The 16141-nt window shown below is 61.3% G+C and carries 14 protein-coding genes, 1 tRNA gene, 1 pseudogene and 1 riboswitch; of the genes and pseudogenes, 7 read left to right on the plus strand and 9 right to left on the minus strand.

Annotation, left to right across the window (positions count from 1 at the left end; genetic code table 11):
* The first annotated feature begins 27 nt into the window (after positions 1-27).
* Complete coding sequence (gene argF, locus ELH03_RS01010; RefSeq protein WP_128400906.1) at positions 28-942, plus strand: ornithine carbamoyltransferase; 915 nt, start codon at positions 28-30, stop codon at positions 940-942.
* A gap of 90 nt (positions 943-1032) precedes the next feature.
* Positions 1033-2025, plus strand: coding sequence for an Hsp33 family molecular chaperone (locus ELH03_RS01015; RefSeq protein WP_130765880.1), 993 nt, complete (start codon positions 1033-1035; stop codon positions 2023-2025).
* 266 nt (positions 2026-2291) lie between these two features.
* Here the strand turns inward: ELH03_RS01015 and apaG are convergent, their stop codons facing one another.
* Together apaG and ELH03_RS01025 are read right to left on the minus strand one after the other, a co-directional pair.
* Complete coding sequence (apaG, locus tag ELH03_RS01020; protein WP_003556205.1) at positions 2292-2684, minus strand: Co2+/Mg2+ efflux facilitator ApaG/CorD; 393 nt, start codon at positions 2682-2684, stop codon at positions 2292-2294.
* 352 nt (positions 2685-3036) lie between these two features.
* Entirely contained in the window at positions 3037-4221 is a 1185-nt protein-coding gene (locus tag ELH03_RS01025; protein ID WP_130765881.1) for an O-succinylhomoserine sulfhydrylase, read from the minus strand.
* Between the two features lie 42 nt (positions 4222-4263).
* A riboswitch (SAM riboswitch) is annotated at positions 4264-4342 on the minus strand.
* A 73-nt stretch (positions 4343-4415) separates the two neighbouring features.
* Between ELH03_RS01025 and ELH03_RS01030 the strand changes: the two genes are divergently transcribed.
* Positions 4416-5510: a 2'-deoxycytidine 5'-triphosphate deaminase gene (locus ELH03_RS01030; protein WP_003556209.1), complete on the plus strand. Its 1095-nt coding sequence runs from the start codon at positions 4416-4418 to the stop codon at positions 5508-5510.
* Between the two features lie 59 nt (positions 5511-5569).
* A tRNA-Gly gene (locus ELH03_RS01035) sits at positions 5570-5643 on the plus strand.
* Between the two features lie 130 nt (positions 5644-5773).
* Here ELH03_RS01035 and ELH03_RS01040 read toward each other — a convergent pair.
* The 5 genes from ELH03_RS01040 to ELH03_RS01060 are packed head-to-tail and all read right to left on the minus strand — an operon-like array spanning position 5774 to position 11196.
* Positions 5774-6283 (minus strand): DUF995 domain-containing protein, encoded by a 510-nt coding sequence (locus tag ELH03_RS01040; RefSeq protein ID WP_130765903.1) that lies wholly within the window; start codon positions 6281-6283, stop codon positions 5774-5776.
* A gap of 18 nt (positions 6284-6301) precedes the next feature.
* A complete protein-coding gene (locus tag ELH03_RS01045; protein WP_130766697.1) occupies positions 6302-7240 on the minus strand; it encodes a glycoside hydrolase family 26 protein in 939 nt (312 codons plus the stop codon).
* A 19-nt stretch (positions 7241-7259) separates the two neighbouring features.
* Positions 7260-9167 carry a glycosyltransferase family 2 protein gene (locus tag ELH03_RS01050; protein WP_130765904.1) on the minus strand — a complete coding sequence of 636 codons (1908 nt, stop codon included), beginning with the start codon at positions 9165-9167 and terminating at the stop codon, positions 7260-7262.
* A complete protein-coding gene (gene galE, locus ELH03_RS01055; RefSeq protein ID WP_130765905.1) occupies positions 9164-10150 on the minus strand; it encodes a UDP-glucose 4-epimerase GalE in 987 nt (328 codons plus the stop codon). The genes ELH03_RS01050 and galE overlap by 4 nt, the downstream gene beginning before the upstream one ends.
* Positions 10150-11196: a UDP-glucuronic acid decarboxylase family protein gene (locus tag ELH03_RS01060; RefSeq protein WP_130806641.1), complete on the minus strand. Its 1047-nt coding sequence runs from the start codon at positions 11194-11196 to the stop codon at positions 10150-10152. Before ELH03_RS01060 ends, galE begins: the two co-directional genes overlap by 1 nt.
* Positions 11197-11550: 354 nt before the next feature.
* Between ELH03_RS01060 and ELH03_RS01065 the strand changes: the two genes are divergently transcribed.
* Together ELH03_RS01065 and ELH03_RS38750 are read left to right on the plus strand one after the other, a co-directional pair.
* Positions 11551-12699, plus strand: coding sequence for a helix-turn-helix domain-containing protein (locus ELH03_RS01065; protein WP_130765907.1), 1149 nt, complete (start codon positions 11551-11553; stop codon positions 12697-12699).
* A gap of 31 nt (positions 12700-12730) precedes the next feature.
* Positions 12731-12841 (plus strand): annotated as a pseudogene (locus ELH03_RS38750) (peptidoglycan-binding domain-containing protein); the annotation flags it as partial.
* 96 nt (positions 12842-12937) lie between these two features.
* On the opposite strand, the gene ELH03_RS01075 reads toward ELH03_RS38750, so the two are convergent.
* A complete protein-coding gene (locus tag ELH03_RS01075; RefSeq protein ID WP_130765908.1) occupies positions 12938-13216 on the minus strand; it encodes a hypothetical protein in 279 nt (92 codons plus the stop codon).
* A gap of 418 nt (positions 13217-13634) precedes the next feature.
* Here ELH03_RS01075 and ELH03_RS01080 point away from each other — a divergent pair, with 418 nt between their 5' ends.
* The gene (locus ELH03_RS01080; protein ID WP_130765909.1) at positions 13635-14015 is read left to right on the plus strand and encodes a VOC family protein; all 381 of its coding nucleotides are present in this window, start codon (positions 13635-13637) and stop codon (positions 14013-14015) included.
* Between the two features lie 57 nt (positions 14016-14072).
* On the opposite strand, the gene ELH03_RS01085 is transcribed toward ELH03_RS01080, so the two are convergent.
* Positions 14073-16067 (minus strand): methyl-accepting chemotaxis protein, encoded by a 1995-nt coding sequence (locus tag ELH03_RS01085; RefSeq protein WP_130765910.1) that lies wholly within the window; start codon positions 16065-16067, stop codon positions 14073-14075.
* Between the last annotated feature and the right edge of the window lie 74 nt (positions 16068-16141).

The following is a 16141-nucleotide window of genomic DNA, read 5'->3' on the forward strand; positions in this document are numbered from 1 at the left end:
TTCGGGCGCAGCACAGGTAAGAAGACTATGGCTCCTAAACATTTTCTCGATCTTTCGGCGGTCACATCAGCCGATCTCAGAACCATCATGAACGATGCGCTCGCCCGCAAGCAGGCCTTCAAGGCCGGCACGGGCGACAAGCCGCTCGCCGGCAAGATGCTGGCGATGATCTTCGAGAAGCCCTCGACGCGCACCCGCGTCTCCTTCGACGTCGGCATGCGCCAACTCGGCGGCGAAACGCTGTTCCTGTCCGGCACCGAGATGCAGCTCGGCCGCGCCGAGACGATCGGCGACACCGCCAAGGTGCTGTCGCGTTATGTCGATGCGATCATGATCCGCACCACCGAACATTCGCGGCTGGTCGAGCTTGCCGAGCATGCGACCGTGCCTGTCATCAATGCGCTGACGGATGACACCCATCCCTGCCAGATCATGGCCGACATCATGACCTTCGAAGAGCACCGCGGCCCGATCAAGGGCAAGACCATCGCCTGGACCGGCGACGGCAACAATGTGCTGCATTCGCTGGTCGAGGGTGCCGCGCGTTTCGGCTACCGCATGAACATGGCCGTACCCCTTGGCTCCGAGCCCAAGGATCACTATCTGAACTGGGCCCGCAATGAGGGCGCCGAAATCATGCTCTGCCATGATGCCGACCGTGCGGTCGCCGGCGTCGATTGCGTGGTGACCGATACCTGGGTCTCCATGAATCAGGAACATCGGGCCCGGGGTCACAATGTCTTCCAGCCTTATCAGGTCAATGCGGCCTTGATGGCGAAAGCCGGCAATGATGCATTGTTCATGCACTGCCTGCCCGCCCATCGCGGTGAGGAAGTGACGGACGAAGTGATCGACGGTCCGCAATCCGTGGTCTTCGATGAGGCGGAAAACCGTCTTCATGCGCAGAAGTCGATTCTTGCTTGGTGCCTGGGCGCGATCTGAACCATAATCGGACGTCGCGAGTCACAAACTCGCGACCGCGTGAGCGAAGGGCACGCTGGCCCATCGCTCTGAAAACTAGGAGTGAAAGCCATGGCAGAAGCTGCAGCCGCCCTCGGCCAGTTTGATTTCGCCGGCGATGACCATGTCGTCCCCTTCCAGGTGGAGGGGCTGGATGTGCGCGGCCGCGCCGTCCAGCTCGGCCCGATGCTCGATGCGATCCTCGAGCGCCATCATTATCCCGCACCCGTTGCCCGGCTGCTTGCCGAAGTCGTCGTGCTGACGGTGCTGCTCGGCACCTCGCTGAAGTTCGACGGCAAGTTCACGGTGCAGACCAAGGGCGATGGCCCGGTCGATCTTCTCGTCGCCGATTTCTCGACGCCGGAAAACGTCCGCGCCTATGCCCGTTTCGATCAGGCGCTGCTCAACAAGGCGATCGAGTCTGGTGAAACCGAGCCGGAGCAACTGCTCGGCAAGGGCGTGCTCGCCTTCACCATCGACCAGGGCAAGTTCAGCCAGCCTTACCAGGGCATCGTCGCGCTCGACGGCACCACGCTGGAAGAAATTGCCGGCGTCTATTTCCGCCAGTCGGAGCAGATCCCGACGCGCGTGCGCCTCGCCGCGGCCGAACTCTTCGATCGCGACGATGCGGGCAAGCCGCGCCATCGCTGGCGGGCCGGCGGCCTCGTCGCCCAGTTCCTGCCGGAAGCGCCGGAGCGCATGCGCCAGCCGGATCTCCACGGCGGCGACGGCGACACCGGCAGCCGCCCGCATGGCGAGGACGATGCCTGGGTCGAAGCCCGTTCCCTGGTCGAGACCATCGACGCCGATGAACTGACCGATCCGCTTGTCGGCACCGAACGGCTGCTGTTTCGCCTGTTCCACGAGCGCGGCGTCCGCGTCTACGAACCGCGCGCCGTCTTCGATCGCTGCAGCTGCTCGCGCGACAAGATCAAGGGCGTGCTGAAGGGTTTTTCGGCCGAAGAGATCGAGGCCAGCCAAGAAAACGGCGAAATCGCCGTCACCTGCGAATTCTGCTCGACCACCTACCGCTTCGAGCCGGCCGAGCTTCAGCCGGCTGAATAGTTGACACCACTGCTGTCCGGTTGGCGCGAATGGCTGCCCCTCACCCTAACCCTCTCCCCGTAAAAACGGGGCGAGGGGACGTGCCCTGCGAAAGGTTGGTGGGGAACGGAGAGGTCGCGACACGTCCCCTTCGCCCCGAAAGAGCGGGGACAAAGGTGCCCGTAGGGCGGATGAGGGGCAGGCCTCGGCAATCCCCCAGGAGCCGGGCGTCGAAGACGTCTCAGGAACGTGGCGCTGACGGAATATGACGTCTCAATTGATGCGCCTCAGTTAAGCACGCGCAGCAGCCCCGGTGAATCCAGCGAGAAGGCTGGGATGTCGACATCGAACATCTCGCCTTCATCCGTTTCCATCTGGTAATGGCCGAACATCAGCCCTGAGGGCGTGTCGAGTGGGCAGCCGGAGGAATATTCATAGGTGTCGCCGGGGCTGAGCCGCGGCTGCTCGCCGACGACGCCGGGACCGGTGACCTCGTCTACCTGTCCGTTCTGATCGGTGATGTTCCAGTAACGGTTGACCAGGCGAACGGCTATGCCGGAATTGTTGCTGATAACAATCCGGTAACCCCAGACATAGCGATCGTCATCCGGATCGGATTGCTCCTCCAGATAGAACGGTTCGACTACAACTTCGATGTCTCTTGTGAGGGCGCGATACATGCCTTGCACCTTAGTCAAGATATGTTACCCGTATCTTATAAGAGGCCCTGTCCGTCAAGAAACGGAACAATTATCATCGCTAAAACGGCCGTGATCCGAAGGGTTTTCGATCGTTAAGCCTAATTGTCAGTGTTAATTCCGTTTCGGAACGCCGCGGCGGGCAAACTTGTTCCGCGGTTCCGCGGGCTGATCCGACCGAACCCTAAGCATGTCGCGCAAAAGTTTGCAGCGGTTTTGCGATAACGACATGCGTAAAAACAAAAACTAAAGCGCGAGGAGCGAATTGCGACGCGCTTTAGTGAGGTCCGGCACGGCCGAACCCCAGATGAGGTCCGGCCGCCTTTATCCTAGATCAGGCCGAAACCTTGGCAAGCGCCCGCGCGAAATCCTCGATCAGGTCATCGGTATCCTCGATGCCGGCCGAAAGGCGGACCGTGCCAGGCGAGATGCCGAGTTCGGCGCGTGCCTCTTCCGTCAGGTTCTTGTGCGTCGTCGTCGCCGGATGGGTGATCAGGCTCTTGCTGTCGCCGAGATTGTTGGAGATCTTGACGATCTCCAACGCGTTCTGCAGCGCAAAGGCCGCATCCTTGCCGCCCTTCAGCTCGAAGGCGACCAGCGTCGAGCCGCCGGTCATCTGCTTGGCGATGATATCGGCCTGCGGATGGTCCTTGCGGCCGGGATAGATCACCTTGGCGACCTTGCCTTGCTCAGCCAGGAAATCAGCGATCTTCGCCGCATTCTCGGTCTGCTGGCGCACGCGCAGCGGCAGCGTCTCGATGCCCTTCAGCAAAGTCCAGGCATTGAACGGCGACATCGCCGGACCGGTATGGCGGAAATAGTCGTGCAGGTTCTCGTCGATCCATTCCTTGTCGGAAAGCACGACGCCGCCGAGGCAGCGGCCCTGGCCGTCAATATGCTTGGTGGCGGAATAAACGACGATATGGGCGCCGAGCTCCAACGGCTTCTGGAAGAGCGGTGTCGCAAAGACGTTGTCGACGACGACCTTGGCGCCGATCTGGTTGGCGAGCTTGGCGACACCGGCGATATCGATCACTTCGAGCGTCGGGTTGGTCGGGCTTTCCAGGAAGAACACCTTGGTCTTCGGCGTGATCGCCTTTTCCCAGTTTGCGAGATCCCGGCCGTCGATCAGCGTGCATTCGATGCCGTACTTCGGCGCCAGCGTCTCGACGACCCAGCGGCAGGAGCCGAACAGGGCGCGCGCCGCGACGATATGATCGCCTGATTTCAGCTGGCAGAGGATCGCCGCGGTGACGGCGGCCATGCCGGAAGCGGTGGCGCGGGCGTCTTCGGCGCCTTCGAGCATGCACATACGCTTTTCGAACATGTCGTTGGTGGGGCTGCCGTAGCGGGCGTAGATGAAGCCCTCCGTCTCGCCCTTGAAGCGGGCTTCGGCCGCCTCCGACGTCTCGTAGACGAAACCTTGCGTGAGATAGATTGCCTCGGACGTCTCGCCATATTGCGAACGCAGCGTGCCACCGTGGACGAGTTGGGTTGCCGGGCGCCAGGTCTTGCTCATGCCATCACCTTCACATAACAAAAAAACCGGTCGCAAAAGCAGACCGGTTTCAACCCGGTCTTTTTAGCCACTTGTTTAACGTGGCTGCAAGCCGACCGGCCAAATCACCACGGGATAATTCTGCAATACTGCTGTTAGCTGCTTGCGTCAATTCCCCGAGTTTGGTTTTGTCGGCGGCAAATGATGGATGAGGCATGATGGCTCGCGAAACGGGAATTCTGGCGGATCGCGCGATCTCCGCGCTGTTCGAAACGGGGCGTCTGATCTCCGAGAGGGAGCTGGACCGCGACCAGATCCAGCCGGCAAGCCTCGACCTGCGCTTGGGCGGCAAGGCTTTTCGCGTGCGCGCCAGCTTCATGCCGGGCCCCTCGCATCTGGTTTCCGACAAGCTCGACCGGCTGAGCCTGCACGTGATCGACCTGTCCGAAGGCGCGGTGCTCGAAACCGGCTGCGTCTACATAGTGCCGCTGATGGAGAGCTTAGCGCTGCCGGTCGACATGTCGGCCTCGGCCAATCCGAAGAGCTCGACCGGGCGCCTTGATATCTTCACCCGCGTCATCACCGATTACGCCCAGGAATTCGACAAGATCCCGGCAGGCTATGCCGGCCCGCTCTATCTCGAAATCAGCCCGCGCACCTTCCCGATCGTCGTGCGCCGCGGCTCACGCCTGTCGCAGATTCGTTTCCGCGTTGGCCAGGCGCTGCTCGGCGAGCCGGAACTTTTGAAGCTGCACGAGAGCGAGACGCTGGTCGCCAGCAAGCTGCCGAACGTATCAGGCGGCGGCATCGCCCTGTCGATCGACCTTGCCGGAGACAAGGACGGCCTGATCGGTTATCGCGGCAAACATCACACTGCCGTCGTCGACGTCGACAAGAAGGCCGAGCACGACCTCTTCGATTTCTGGGAACCGCTCCACAGCCGCGGCCGTAACGAGCTGATCCTCGATCCCGATGAGTTCTATATCCTCGTCTCGCGCGAGGCGGTGCACGTGCCGCCGGATTACGCAGCCGAGATGACCCCCTTCGATCCGCTGGTCGGCGAATTCCGCGTCCATTATGCCGGCTTCTTCGATCCGGGCTTCGGCCATGCGCCTGCCGGCGGGCGCGGCAGCCGTGCCGTGCTCGAAGTGCGCAGCCACGAAGTGCCGTTCATCCTCGAAGACGGCCAGATCGTCGGCCGCCTCGTCTACGAACACATGCAGGAAAAGCCCGCCAGCCTCTACGGCTCCGGCCTCGGCTCCAACTACCAGGCCCAGGGCCTTAAACTGTCGAAGCACTTCCGCATCTGAGGCGTCGCATCCAGCGCGACTTGACAGCGGCCCCCATCTGTTGGAAATCTCGCTTCATCGCGGGTGTAGCTCAATGGTAGAGCAGCAGCTTCCCAAGCTGAATACGAGGGTTCGATTCCCTTCACCCGCTCCACTCACCCTCAGGCCTTTCGCCGCCTTTTGAAGGCGCTTCGTGATCTTTTATGAAAAGGGTTGCGCGCAGGCATCGGCTCCTACAAGGACACAGATGGCGCCTCGGCCGCGCGCAACCCCTAGCTTCGCCTTTATTTGGTCTTACTGACGCTCGTCTCAATTCTCCCCAATTGAGAACTCACGTAGTCGCCGTGGCGAAGCTTAGCGAATTCGTCGGTGGCTTGTGCCGGTGCCCTCTTGAAAACGTACCATTGACCGTCCGGTTCGCGTTTCTGATAGATCAGGCCGCCCTTCTTGCGGTGGCTGAAGCAGGTGATTGCCGTCGCCGTTCCGGTCTTGGCGTGCCAGTCGGCGTTGAAGCAGAGTTTACCCGACTCCGTGATGAACCAGCGGCCCTTGCCGAAGGACGGCGAGCCATTTTCCCGCGACCAGGCGGTAAAGCGACGCGCCTTTGTGGAGAAGTAGCCGGCGCCGGCTTTCCACATCCAGGAATTCTGGTTGTAGAGCCGATAGATTTCCGCGCTGCTCATCGGCTTTGCGGTCTCGATCCCCGCAGGCTCATTGGTTCCGGCAGCGGACGCCGCCGTGGCGATACCGCTGGTCAGGGCCACGGCCAGGAGCATTTTTTGAAACATGGACATGTTCAGGTTCCTTCTTGTTCAATTGATGCTTTCGCGGACGACCCGCCAGTCGGGGCGGCCATAGCCGTCCGGCCACGGATAGACTTCACGGTCGTTGAAGTAGATAACGGCGCTCAGGGCCGGGAACTGGGGATAGCGTTTCGTTACGCTCTCAGCCCAGTTTCGCACGAAGGAATCGTCGCCTTCGTAGCCGAGTTCGGCAACCATGATGGGCTTGCCGTAACCAGCGACACGGGCGTATCCGGGCGCAAGGTGCTCGGCAAACGTCTGGTCACGGCCAGTCTTGTCCCTGTCGTATTGCTCCAGGCCAAAGACCGAGAGCCCGATGAGATCGACGACATCATTGCCGGGATAAAAGGCTTGAAGCCCCTCATTGCCCTTCGGTGACCACATGTATTTGGCCGTCTTCAGGTGGACCTTGCAGACTTCCACCATCCGGCGATAGGCCTTGGCATAATCGGCGCCCTGCCAATGCGACCAGGAGAACTGGCTGTCGGTTTCGTCCATTTCCTGTCCCCAGCGAATGATGACCGGACTTTTCAGCTTGGCAGCACTCGAGCAGACGGCGGCCATGTTCGCATCGCGCGAACCGTCCAGGATGCTGTGCAGCAGTTCCTGCGAGGTTTGGCGCCAATCGGATGACCAGGTCCAGGGCTCGACCGAGATCAGCAGGGTGCGGCCACGCGCTTGCGCATAATCGTCGGCGAGGGCGAGCGTGCGCAGATCGACATCTTCCCAGGGGAGGAAGAGGTGTTCGATCTTCGAATCGGACGAGGCGGCTAAATCTCCGTGCGGATCATAGGCGCCGAACGTGATCGACTCCTTCGTGACGACCGGCATTTTGGTCGGCGGCGCAATGGACGATGTCGTCATTGCAAGCGGCTGCCCCTCGGCAAAGCTGCCCAGAGCGGTCGGCAGGACCGCGACTCCCGACAGCAACAGGCCGGTTAACGACAACAGGGCTATTTTGGATGGGCTATGCATTGTGTATTTCCTCCACGCTCGGCCGCAGATCCGGGTGAGCGGCATCCGTTCTCAATTGGATCTCCTCCGGATCGGAAATCCATCGTGGTTTGAAGAAGATCGTGCGCAGGGTGGTCCCGCCCCGGCCTGCGCCGGAGACGGCATAGCGCTCTTCGAACAGCTGAAGGCGGCCGCTGCCCCAGGCGAGTGCCTCGGTCGCATCCTTTCCGCGCATGATGGTGGCAACCCCCGGCAGCGCGACAAGCGCAACAAGCGCGGTCGCCATCGCCGGACGGTAGAAACGCGGGGCCGCCGCAACCGTATTTTCCTTCGAATGGCGCCCGACGATGACCAACAGCAGCGCGCAGTAGATTGCCGCGTTCAGGACGGTAAAGAAGTAACCCCCCTTGGAGGCGCCGGCATCGTCGATTGCCAGGGCGGGCAATACCGCCATGAGCGCCAGCACAGCGTAGGGCGCCAGGACACGCACCGGCAGCAGATCGACTTCGGACCGCCCTTTCGGCGTGACGCGGAAATCGACGAAAGAGCCTGTCACAAAATCGTGCACCGCAGCCAGCGTGCCGGCGAGCGCCCAGGGCCAGCGCGCGAAGAGAAAGAGCATGCATTCCCAGCTCAGGATCTTGGCGTCGTAGGGGCGGAACGAGCTGCTGGCGCGCCAGCGATAAGCCATCACCACGAGGGCGATAGAAAGCGGTGCGAAATGCGCCAGGAAATCGGGGTAGGTCACCGTCACGAAGTTCTGGCCGCGCACGAGCGCGATGATCGGCAACGCAAACATCAGCAACATAAAGAACGCAAAAAGCGGATACCAGAGTTGCGAAAAGAGGAACTGGAACTTGAGCCGGGGCGGCAGCCGGCCGACGAGGCTCGGCGAGTACCGCAACAGCACCATGACCAGGCTGCGCGACCACTGGAATTCCTGCGTCACGAGATCGCTGAAGGTTCTGGGGCCGTCACCATGGGCGATGGCGTCCAGCGCATGCACACCCCGCCAGCCGCCGGCATTCATCATCAATGTCGTCGAATGGTCTTCAGCCAACTCCGGACCGAGGCCGCCGATCTGTTTGAGGGCGACGGTACGTACCGCGTAATGCGACCCTATGCACAGCGGCGCCATGCCGCCATTGTAACCGGCTTGGAGCGAGCCATGCATGCTGGCCTCGGCATAGAGCCTTCCACGTGCCGACCAGCTTTCGGAAGCGTTCTTGTCGCAAATGCTGGGGGCCGAGACATAGCCGACCTTTGGATCGGCGAACGGACGCATCATGTGAAAGAGATAGTCGGGGGCGGGAACATGATCCGCATCGAGTTGCGCCACGAAATCGTAGCGGCTGTAGCCGTAGTGGTCGTAGAAGAAGGCGAGGTTGCCTTCCTTGCACCGCGTGCGTCGGGGCCACGACGTCCGATGATAATCGGATCGCCCCTTGCGGGTCGAGACGAGGACCCCGTGACGGGAGCACCAGTCGAGAGTCTCGGGGGAAGGGTCTTCGTCGGCAAGCCAGGTGTCGTGTTCCACCTCCTGGGCAAGCATTGCCAGCAGGGTTTCACTGACGACCGAGAAGGGTTCCGCCGGCGCCTTGGTCACGACCATGGCCACTCGACTGCCCGTCGGCAGGCGCAAGGGACCGTTCGGTCTTGCCGCCCGATAGAAGACCACGATGAAATAGGCCGGCAGAGCGGTAACCCAGGCAAGAACGAGGCTCACCGTAATTGTGCCGAAAGCATCGACGTGATGGCGCGGCTCCAGCCACCAGATCCAGAAATAGGCGAAGGCGCAGGCCCATACGGCCGCCGAGAACAGATATTCGGCCCGCCGATGTCCGGTCAGAACCGGGACAAGAAGCGGCTCGTGGGAGGGTTCCGGAGCATGCGTCGCTTGGGTAATCGCAAGTTCGGTCACGCGCGCGCCTCCAGTCCGAAGAACGGGGCCGCCGTCCGCACGATGGTTTCGAGGTCGGAATATCGAGGCTGGAAGCAGAGCGTCTCGCGGGCCAGGCTGGCGTCGGCGTAGAGGCTGGCCGGATCGCCAGGCCGGCGTGGATGGATGACGATCGGAACTTCGCACCCGGTCGTTTCCTGGATCACGCGCAGGACTTCCCTGATGGAAAAACCCCGCCCGGTGCCGAGGTTGACAGCGAGGTTTGCGCCGCCTTTGGCGAGATGGGTGAAGGCCTGAACATGGGCGCGCGCGAGATCTGCGACGTGAATATAGTCCCTTATGCAGGTCCCGTCAGGGGTATCGTAATCATCGCCGAATATTTCCAGGTGCGGAATCCGGCCGGCCGCGGCCAGCAGCGCCCGCGGAATGAGATGGGTTTCCGGAACGTGCCATTCGCCAAGCTCGCCGTCCGGATCGGCTCCACAGGCATTGAAGTAACGCAGGGCAACATACCGCAGGCCGTAGGCCGCCGCATAATCGGCGAGTATATGCTCGCCGATCAGCTTGGTCTCGCCGTAGGGATTGATTGGAGCCTTCGGCAACGTCTCATCGATCGGCAGCACAGAGGGGACGCCGTAGACGGCGCAACTCGATGAGAAGATGACGTTCTGGAGCCCCGTCTGCCGGCAGGCATCGATAAGCGACAATGCACCACAGACATTGTTGTTGTAATATTTCGCTGGGTTTTGCACGGACTCGCCGACATAGGCTGAGGCGGCAAAATGGATGACGGCATCGGGAGCATATTTCTCGATGACCTCGATCAGGCATGACGTGTCGAGGACATCTCCTTCGACGAAAGGGCCCCAGCGCACGGACGAACGGTTTCCGGTCGTGAGATTGTCGTAGACGACAGGCTCAATCCCCTCCGAGCGGAGGAGCTTGGCGGTGTGGCTGCCGATATAGCCGGCACCGCCCGTGACAAGGACCCGGGGCGCATCCATCAGACCGTCTCCAGTTCGCGTGCCGGACGGGTGAGAAGGCCATCGAAATAGTCGATCGTCTGACGCAGGCCGCTCGACAAATCGATCTTCGGCCGCCAGTCGAGTTCCTGCATGGCAAGCGAAATATCGGGGCGACGCTGACGGGGATCGTCAACCGGCAGAGCGCGATGGATGATTTGCGACCGGGAGCCGGTCAATTCGATCACCTGCTCGGCCAGCTCCCGGATCGTGAATTCGCCCGGATTGCCGAGATTGACTGGCCCCGTCAGCGACGACGGTGAGGCCATCATGCGGACCATGCCGCCGATGAGATCATCGACGAAACAGAACGAGCGGGTCTGGGAACCGTCGCCATATATCGTGATGTCTTGCCCCGTCAGGGCCTGAACGATGAAATTCGAGACGACGCGGCCGTCGTCCGGACGCATCCGCGGGCCGTAGGTGTTGAAGATGCGGATGATCTTGATCTCGACGCCGTGCGTGTTGTGGAAGTCGAAGAACAGCGTCTCGGCGCACCGCTTGCCCTCGTCATAGCAGGAGCGCGGCCCGAACGAATTGACGTTGCCCCAGTAGCTTTCGACTTGCGGGTGGACGTTCGGGTCGCCGTAGACTTCGGAGGTGGATGCCTGAAGGATGCGTGCGCCGGTGCGCGCGGCCAGCTCCAGAAGGTTGAGGGAGCCCAGCACGCAGGTCTTTGTCGTATGGATCGGATCGGCCTGATAATGCGGGGGCGATGCCGGGCAGGCGAGGTTATAGATCTCGTCGACTTCCAGATCGAGCGGGTGGATGATATCGTGGGCGATGACATTGAAGCGATCGACTCGCTTCAGATGGACGATATTGCGCTGCATGCCGGTGGAAAAGTTGTCGAGGCAGATCACCTGGTGTCCGGCGGCCAAAAGCGTCTCGCACAGATGTGATCCGAGGAAACCTGCACCGCCGGTGACAAGAACTCTCTTGGGAGCGCGAGATATTCCGGATGAATAATTTGCATCACGAGCCGAATTTTGCACAGAGCGCGCACGAATCCTGCCAAGATAGTTCACGACTACCTCCCGTGTTTTCAGATTTTGCTATGGGATCTTCGATCTTTACTTCGCCATACCGCGAAACTAAGTCGTTCGATCATGCGAATATTTTATTCGTCCGGTTTTTCTTTTGGAAAGTACCGATGTTTATTTAGATACAGCTAAGGGAGGCAATTGTCGTTATCCTCACGTCCTGGAAATTATCGCTCCGTACATTTCTGAACAAAAAGGAATATGATAAACAACTTATGGAGGTGACTCTTCGAGCACTTCCGCTTTTTCAGACGGAGTTCTGCGGAGATTTCAGCCGCAAAAACAATTGCTTTTCTCAATTTCCATGGCTCGGGTCGGGTTATGCGCTGGAGGAATTGGATGGCTACAGGGTCTGAATCCGACGATGATCCTGCCTCGGAACAGGAACGGCCGGCGCATATGGAGCGGCGGCGCTGGGCGCGTGAACCGGCCATGCGCAAGGAACGACCACCCCATGCCTCCTCTGCACTCGTGCCGCTGCGATTCTCGACGCAGGACCTGCCACCGGCAGAACAATTCCAGGCCTGGCGGGCACATATGGCGCCGCTCGTGGATGTTCATCTGCCGGAGGGAAAATCACCGGAAGACGGGTTCCTCGCGGAGCAGATCGGCTGGCATCTCGGCGATATCCTCATTGTCCAGCAGCGCGCGCATGCCCACAGATATGTTCGCGATCAGGCCATGCTTCGATCGAGCCCCATCGACCATTGGAACGTCGGCCTGCAGCGCAGCGGCCAAGCCTGGACAGAGGTCAACCGTCGTGTCACCGAGACCGGTGCCGGCGAGATACTTTTCATGTCTCTCGGCAGCCCCTATCGCGGACGGATGACCGATACCGAAGCTTTGCTCGTGTTTCTGCCGTATGAGCTACTGGCTCGCGATGCGAGCCTTCTCCAGAGCGCCGGCAACACGGTTCTTTCGGGCAGCCACGCCGAGTTGCTCACGGGCTATCTCACGGGCCTCGAAACGAACCTCGTCAATCTGACGATAGAGGAAGTGCCCCGGATCATCCAAACCATCAGCGATATGGTCGTTGCGGCCGCCGCATCGTCCACAAGGACTGATACCGGTCAAAACCAGACCAACATGGGACTGATGGAGCGGGCGCACCGCTACATTCACGTCAATCTCCACTCGGAAAACTTGACACCGGACATGATGTGCCGCGCGTTGGGGATTTCGCGTACGCGGCTTTACCAGCTGTTTGAGGCGAACGGAGGCGTGCTCAATTATATTCGCAAACGGCGATTGCTGCAGGCCTATGCGGATCTCAGCAATTCGGCCGACCACAGGCCGATTTCAGAAATCGCAGAAGCCGCCGGTTTCGAGGTCGCCGCCAATTTTACGCGCGCCTTCATCCACGAATTCAGGCTGAGCCCGCGTGAAATCCGAAGGACGGTGGCAACCCAACAGCGGCCGGCTCCGGCTATCCGCTCCACGCGGCGTTACGGAAAAACAATCGGTGATTGGCTGACCCTGACGGGTTGATCTAACAAGTTTCAGGCGGATCGTCATCCAGGTGCTGTCGGGGTTGACTGCCTACGGTTATTACGCTGGCTCCCTGACTGGCGTCATCGACGAGGACACGCGTGCGGCGCTGAGCCAGATGCAAAAGGACAACAACCTCAAGATCACCGGCACGGTAGTGGCAAGCTGTTCCACTTGGGGCACAGCACCCGTGGTGCCCCTTACCCGCTCCATCTCCCGCAAACCACGCCGACCATGCCTAATCCCCGAAAAAGCGGATCGGCTTATATTGCCGATGCGCGATGATCAGGCTCCGGTCGGGCTGGATGATGTAGGTTTCCTCCACCTGCCGGCCGTATTGGTCGATGAAATCATGCGGGAAGGCGGAGCCGACCGGGGATTTGGTGAGTTTGGTGCGCGGCTGGCCGCTATAGATGATGCTGCCGGGGATGGGTTCGAGGCCCGGTCCGCCGTAGCTGACGGTGTTGCATCCCGCCAGAACGAGCGTGCCGACGAGGCCGATGATTGCAGGTTTCATGTCCATCCCTCCCAATGCCGTGAATAGTGTCACTCTACGCCTTGCCGGAGAGAGTTCACGACACGAATGCCCATGCCGCTCTTCAATCCTTTGGGAAGCATCCCCCGGGACGTCGTGATCGACCGGCCGGACGCGACATCCACCTAATGATATTAGGGTGAGAGTCCCGTTCCTCCAGACGCGCCGACGCATCCATTGCCGAAATCGATGCCATCTGCTAGATCGGCATCGTCGAAAAAGGCAGGATCGGTTGAGGTAAGCCCGATCCCTTCCGCTGGAGCGTCAAGCGCTCTGGCGAAGCTCTGCTCCGTGCCATGGCACGAGAACCCGCGACGTGATCCGCATCAAGATGCGGGATCCCGGCGGCGTGCGGAGACGGCAAAAAGCAGTCCCGGGATTTTTTCGAACGGAGACTGTCATGCGCTTGAACCATCTCGATTTCCACGTTCCCGACATCGCTGCCACGGCGGATTTCTTCATCTGCCATTTCGGTCTGAAGCTTAAGGATATGCGCGGTCAGAACGGCCTCGCGATCCTGGAAGACGATACCGGCCTCGAAATCGTCCTCAGCCACGCAATCGCAAAATTCGGCACCGCCGATCAGGTGGAGATGGGACGCCAGACCTATCACATCGGCTTCATCCTGCCCGAGAGGGCGGATGTCGATGCGGTCCATGCCGGGCTTGCGGCCGCCGGTGCTGATCTGTCCGGTCCGCCGGCCGCCATGCGCGGCGGCTGGCTGTTTTATTGCACGGCGCCAGGAAACATCCTCGTCGAGATCGGCTGTCGGCCGGGTTAGATCCCCAAATAGAAAGGGCGGCCGCAGCCGCCCTTGCCAATGCCTGTTTTGACCGGCTCAGAATTCCGTCCAGTCGGGATCCTGGCTCGGCGACGTGCTGCTGCCGGCGCCGAAGGCGTTGGCGATCTTCTGGCCGAGCGCGCGGGCGGGTGAGGCGGCCGGGCGGGCGGTCCCTTCCTTGGCGACGCGGATCGGGGCTGCCCTGGCTGCCGGGCGGGCGGCAGCGCGTGGTGCTGCTGTGGCGATTGGCGCACTCGTGGTGAAGCCGCCGGTGCCGGTCAGCCTGAACTGGCTGAGCAGATTGTTGAGCGCTGCCGCTTCCGTCGCCAGGTTATGGCTGGCGGCAGTGGATTCCTCGACCATCGCCGCATTCTGCTGCGTGCCCTGGTCCATGGAATTGACCGCGGTGTTGATCTCCTGCAGCCCGATCGACTGTTCGCGGGAGGCCTCGGCGATCGCGTGGACGTGCTGGTTGATCTCCTGCACCTCGGCGACGATCGCATCGAGCGCCTTGCCGGTTTCGCCGACCAGCGAGACGCCGGTCTGCACATGCGTGCCGGAGGTGCTGATCAGCGCCTTGATCTCCTTGGCCGCCTTGGCCGAGCGCTGGGCGAGCTCGCGCACTTCCTGGGCGACGACGGCAAAACCCTTGCCGGCTTCGCCGGCGCGGGCGGCTTCGACGCCGGCGTTCAGAGCCAAAAGGTTGGTCTGGAAGGCGATGTCGTCGATGACGCCAATGATGTTGGAGATTTCGCCCGAGGACTTCTCGATCTGCTGCATGGCGGAGACGGCCTTGCGGACGATCTCGCCCGATTTCTCGGCACCCAGGCGGGTACGGGCGACGAGCTGGCTCGCCTCCTCGGTACGCTTGGCGGCGTCGCGCACCGTCGTTGTGATCTCCTCCAGCGCCGCTGCCGTCTCTTCGACGGAGGCCGATTGCTGTTCCGTCCGCTGGGAAAGCTGGTCTGCAGAAGAGCGGATTTCATTGGCGCCGGCGCCGATCGCCCGGGCATTGGCGCCGACCGTATGCAGGGTTTCGTTGAGCTTCTCGACCGAGTTGTTGAAATCCTCACGCAGCGCATCGAGATGCGCAACGAAGGGCTCGTCGATATGCGAGGCAAGATCGCCGGCGGCAAGGCGGCGCAGGCCGTCGCCGAGCGCGGTAACGGCGCGTTCCAGTTCGGATGCTTCGCGGACCTTCTGCGCCTCGCGTTCGCGGCGCTCGCTGTCGCTGACGTTGCGGTCGGCTTCGGCGCGCGCTTCGATTTGACCACGCTCGATCGCATTGTCGCGGAAGACCAAAACCGCCTTTGCCATCTGGCCGACTTCGTCGCCGCGGTCGAGGCCGCTGACATCGCTCGTTGTATCGCCCTCGGCAAGCCGCGTCATGCGCTGGCGCAGCTGCGTCATCGGGCCGGCGATACCCTTCTGGGCGACGATCACGCTGAAACCGACGGCGGCAAGAACGGCGATGCCGATCAGCACGAAACAGAAGACGATCCGCCCGTTGACGGAAGCCGAGAGTGCGTCGCCACCGTCGTTGAGCATCGCCATCATCGCATCATTGTTGGCGATCATCTTCGGCGTCAGCGCATCGAGCTTGGCATTGATCAGGGCAACATTCGAAAGCGCGCCGGCGCTGTCCTTGGCCTTGCTCTGTTCGATGATCTTGTTGGACAGGGTTTCGATCTCATCGATGCCCGCCTGGATTTCATCGATCGCCGGCTTGCGGCTCGGCACCAGCGCCAGCGCCTGCTTCATGCGGTCACGCGCCTGCGGCAGCTTGCTCGGTGTGGCGAGCGCCGTCTGGAATGCCGGCGTATCGGGCTTCATGTCGGCAAGCAGGGTGACCTGCAGCACCGAGGCCACCGCCGATGCGCTGGCGCGCGCGCTCAGCATCGAGGCCTGCGCTTCATGATCGATGAAGGCGCTGTAGGCCGCATCCGCACGGCGGAACTCGGAGATGACATAGATCAGCCCGGTCATGGTGATCAGCCCGAGCAGCGCCACGACCGATATGATTTTTGTGCGGATTTTCAGATGTTTCAGCATGGAAATGTCACCCGATTGACGGGGCGTGTCGCGCGCCCGGTGCTTTTGAAATCAATTGTTGCAGAAAAAACGCT

It is taken from the genome of Rhizobium beringeri (genome assembly GCF_004306515.1).
GTDB classification, from domain to species: domain Bacteria; phylum Pseudomonadota; class Alphaproteobacteria; order Rhizobiales; family Rhizobiaceae; genus Rhizobium; species Rhizobium beringeri.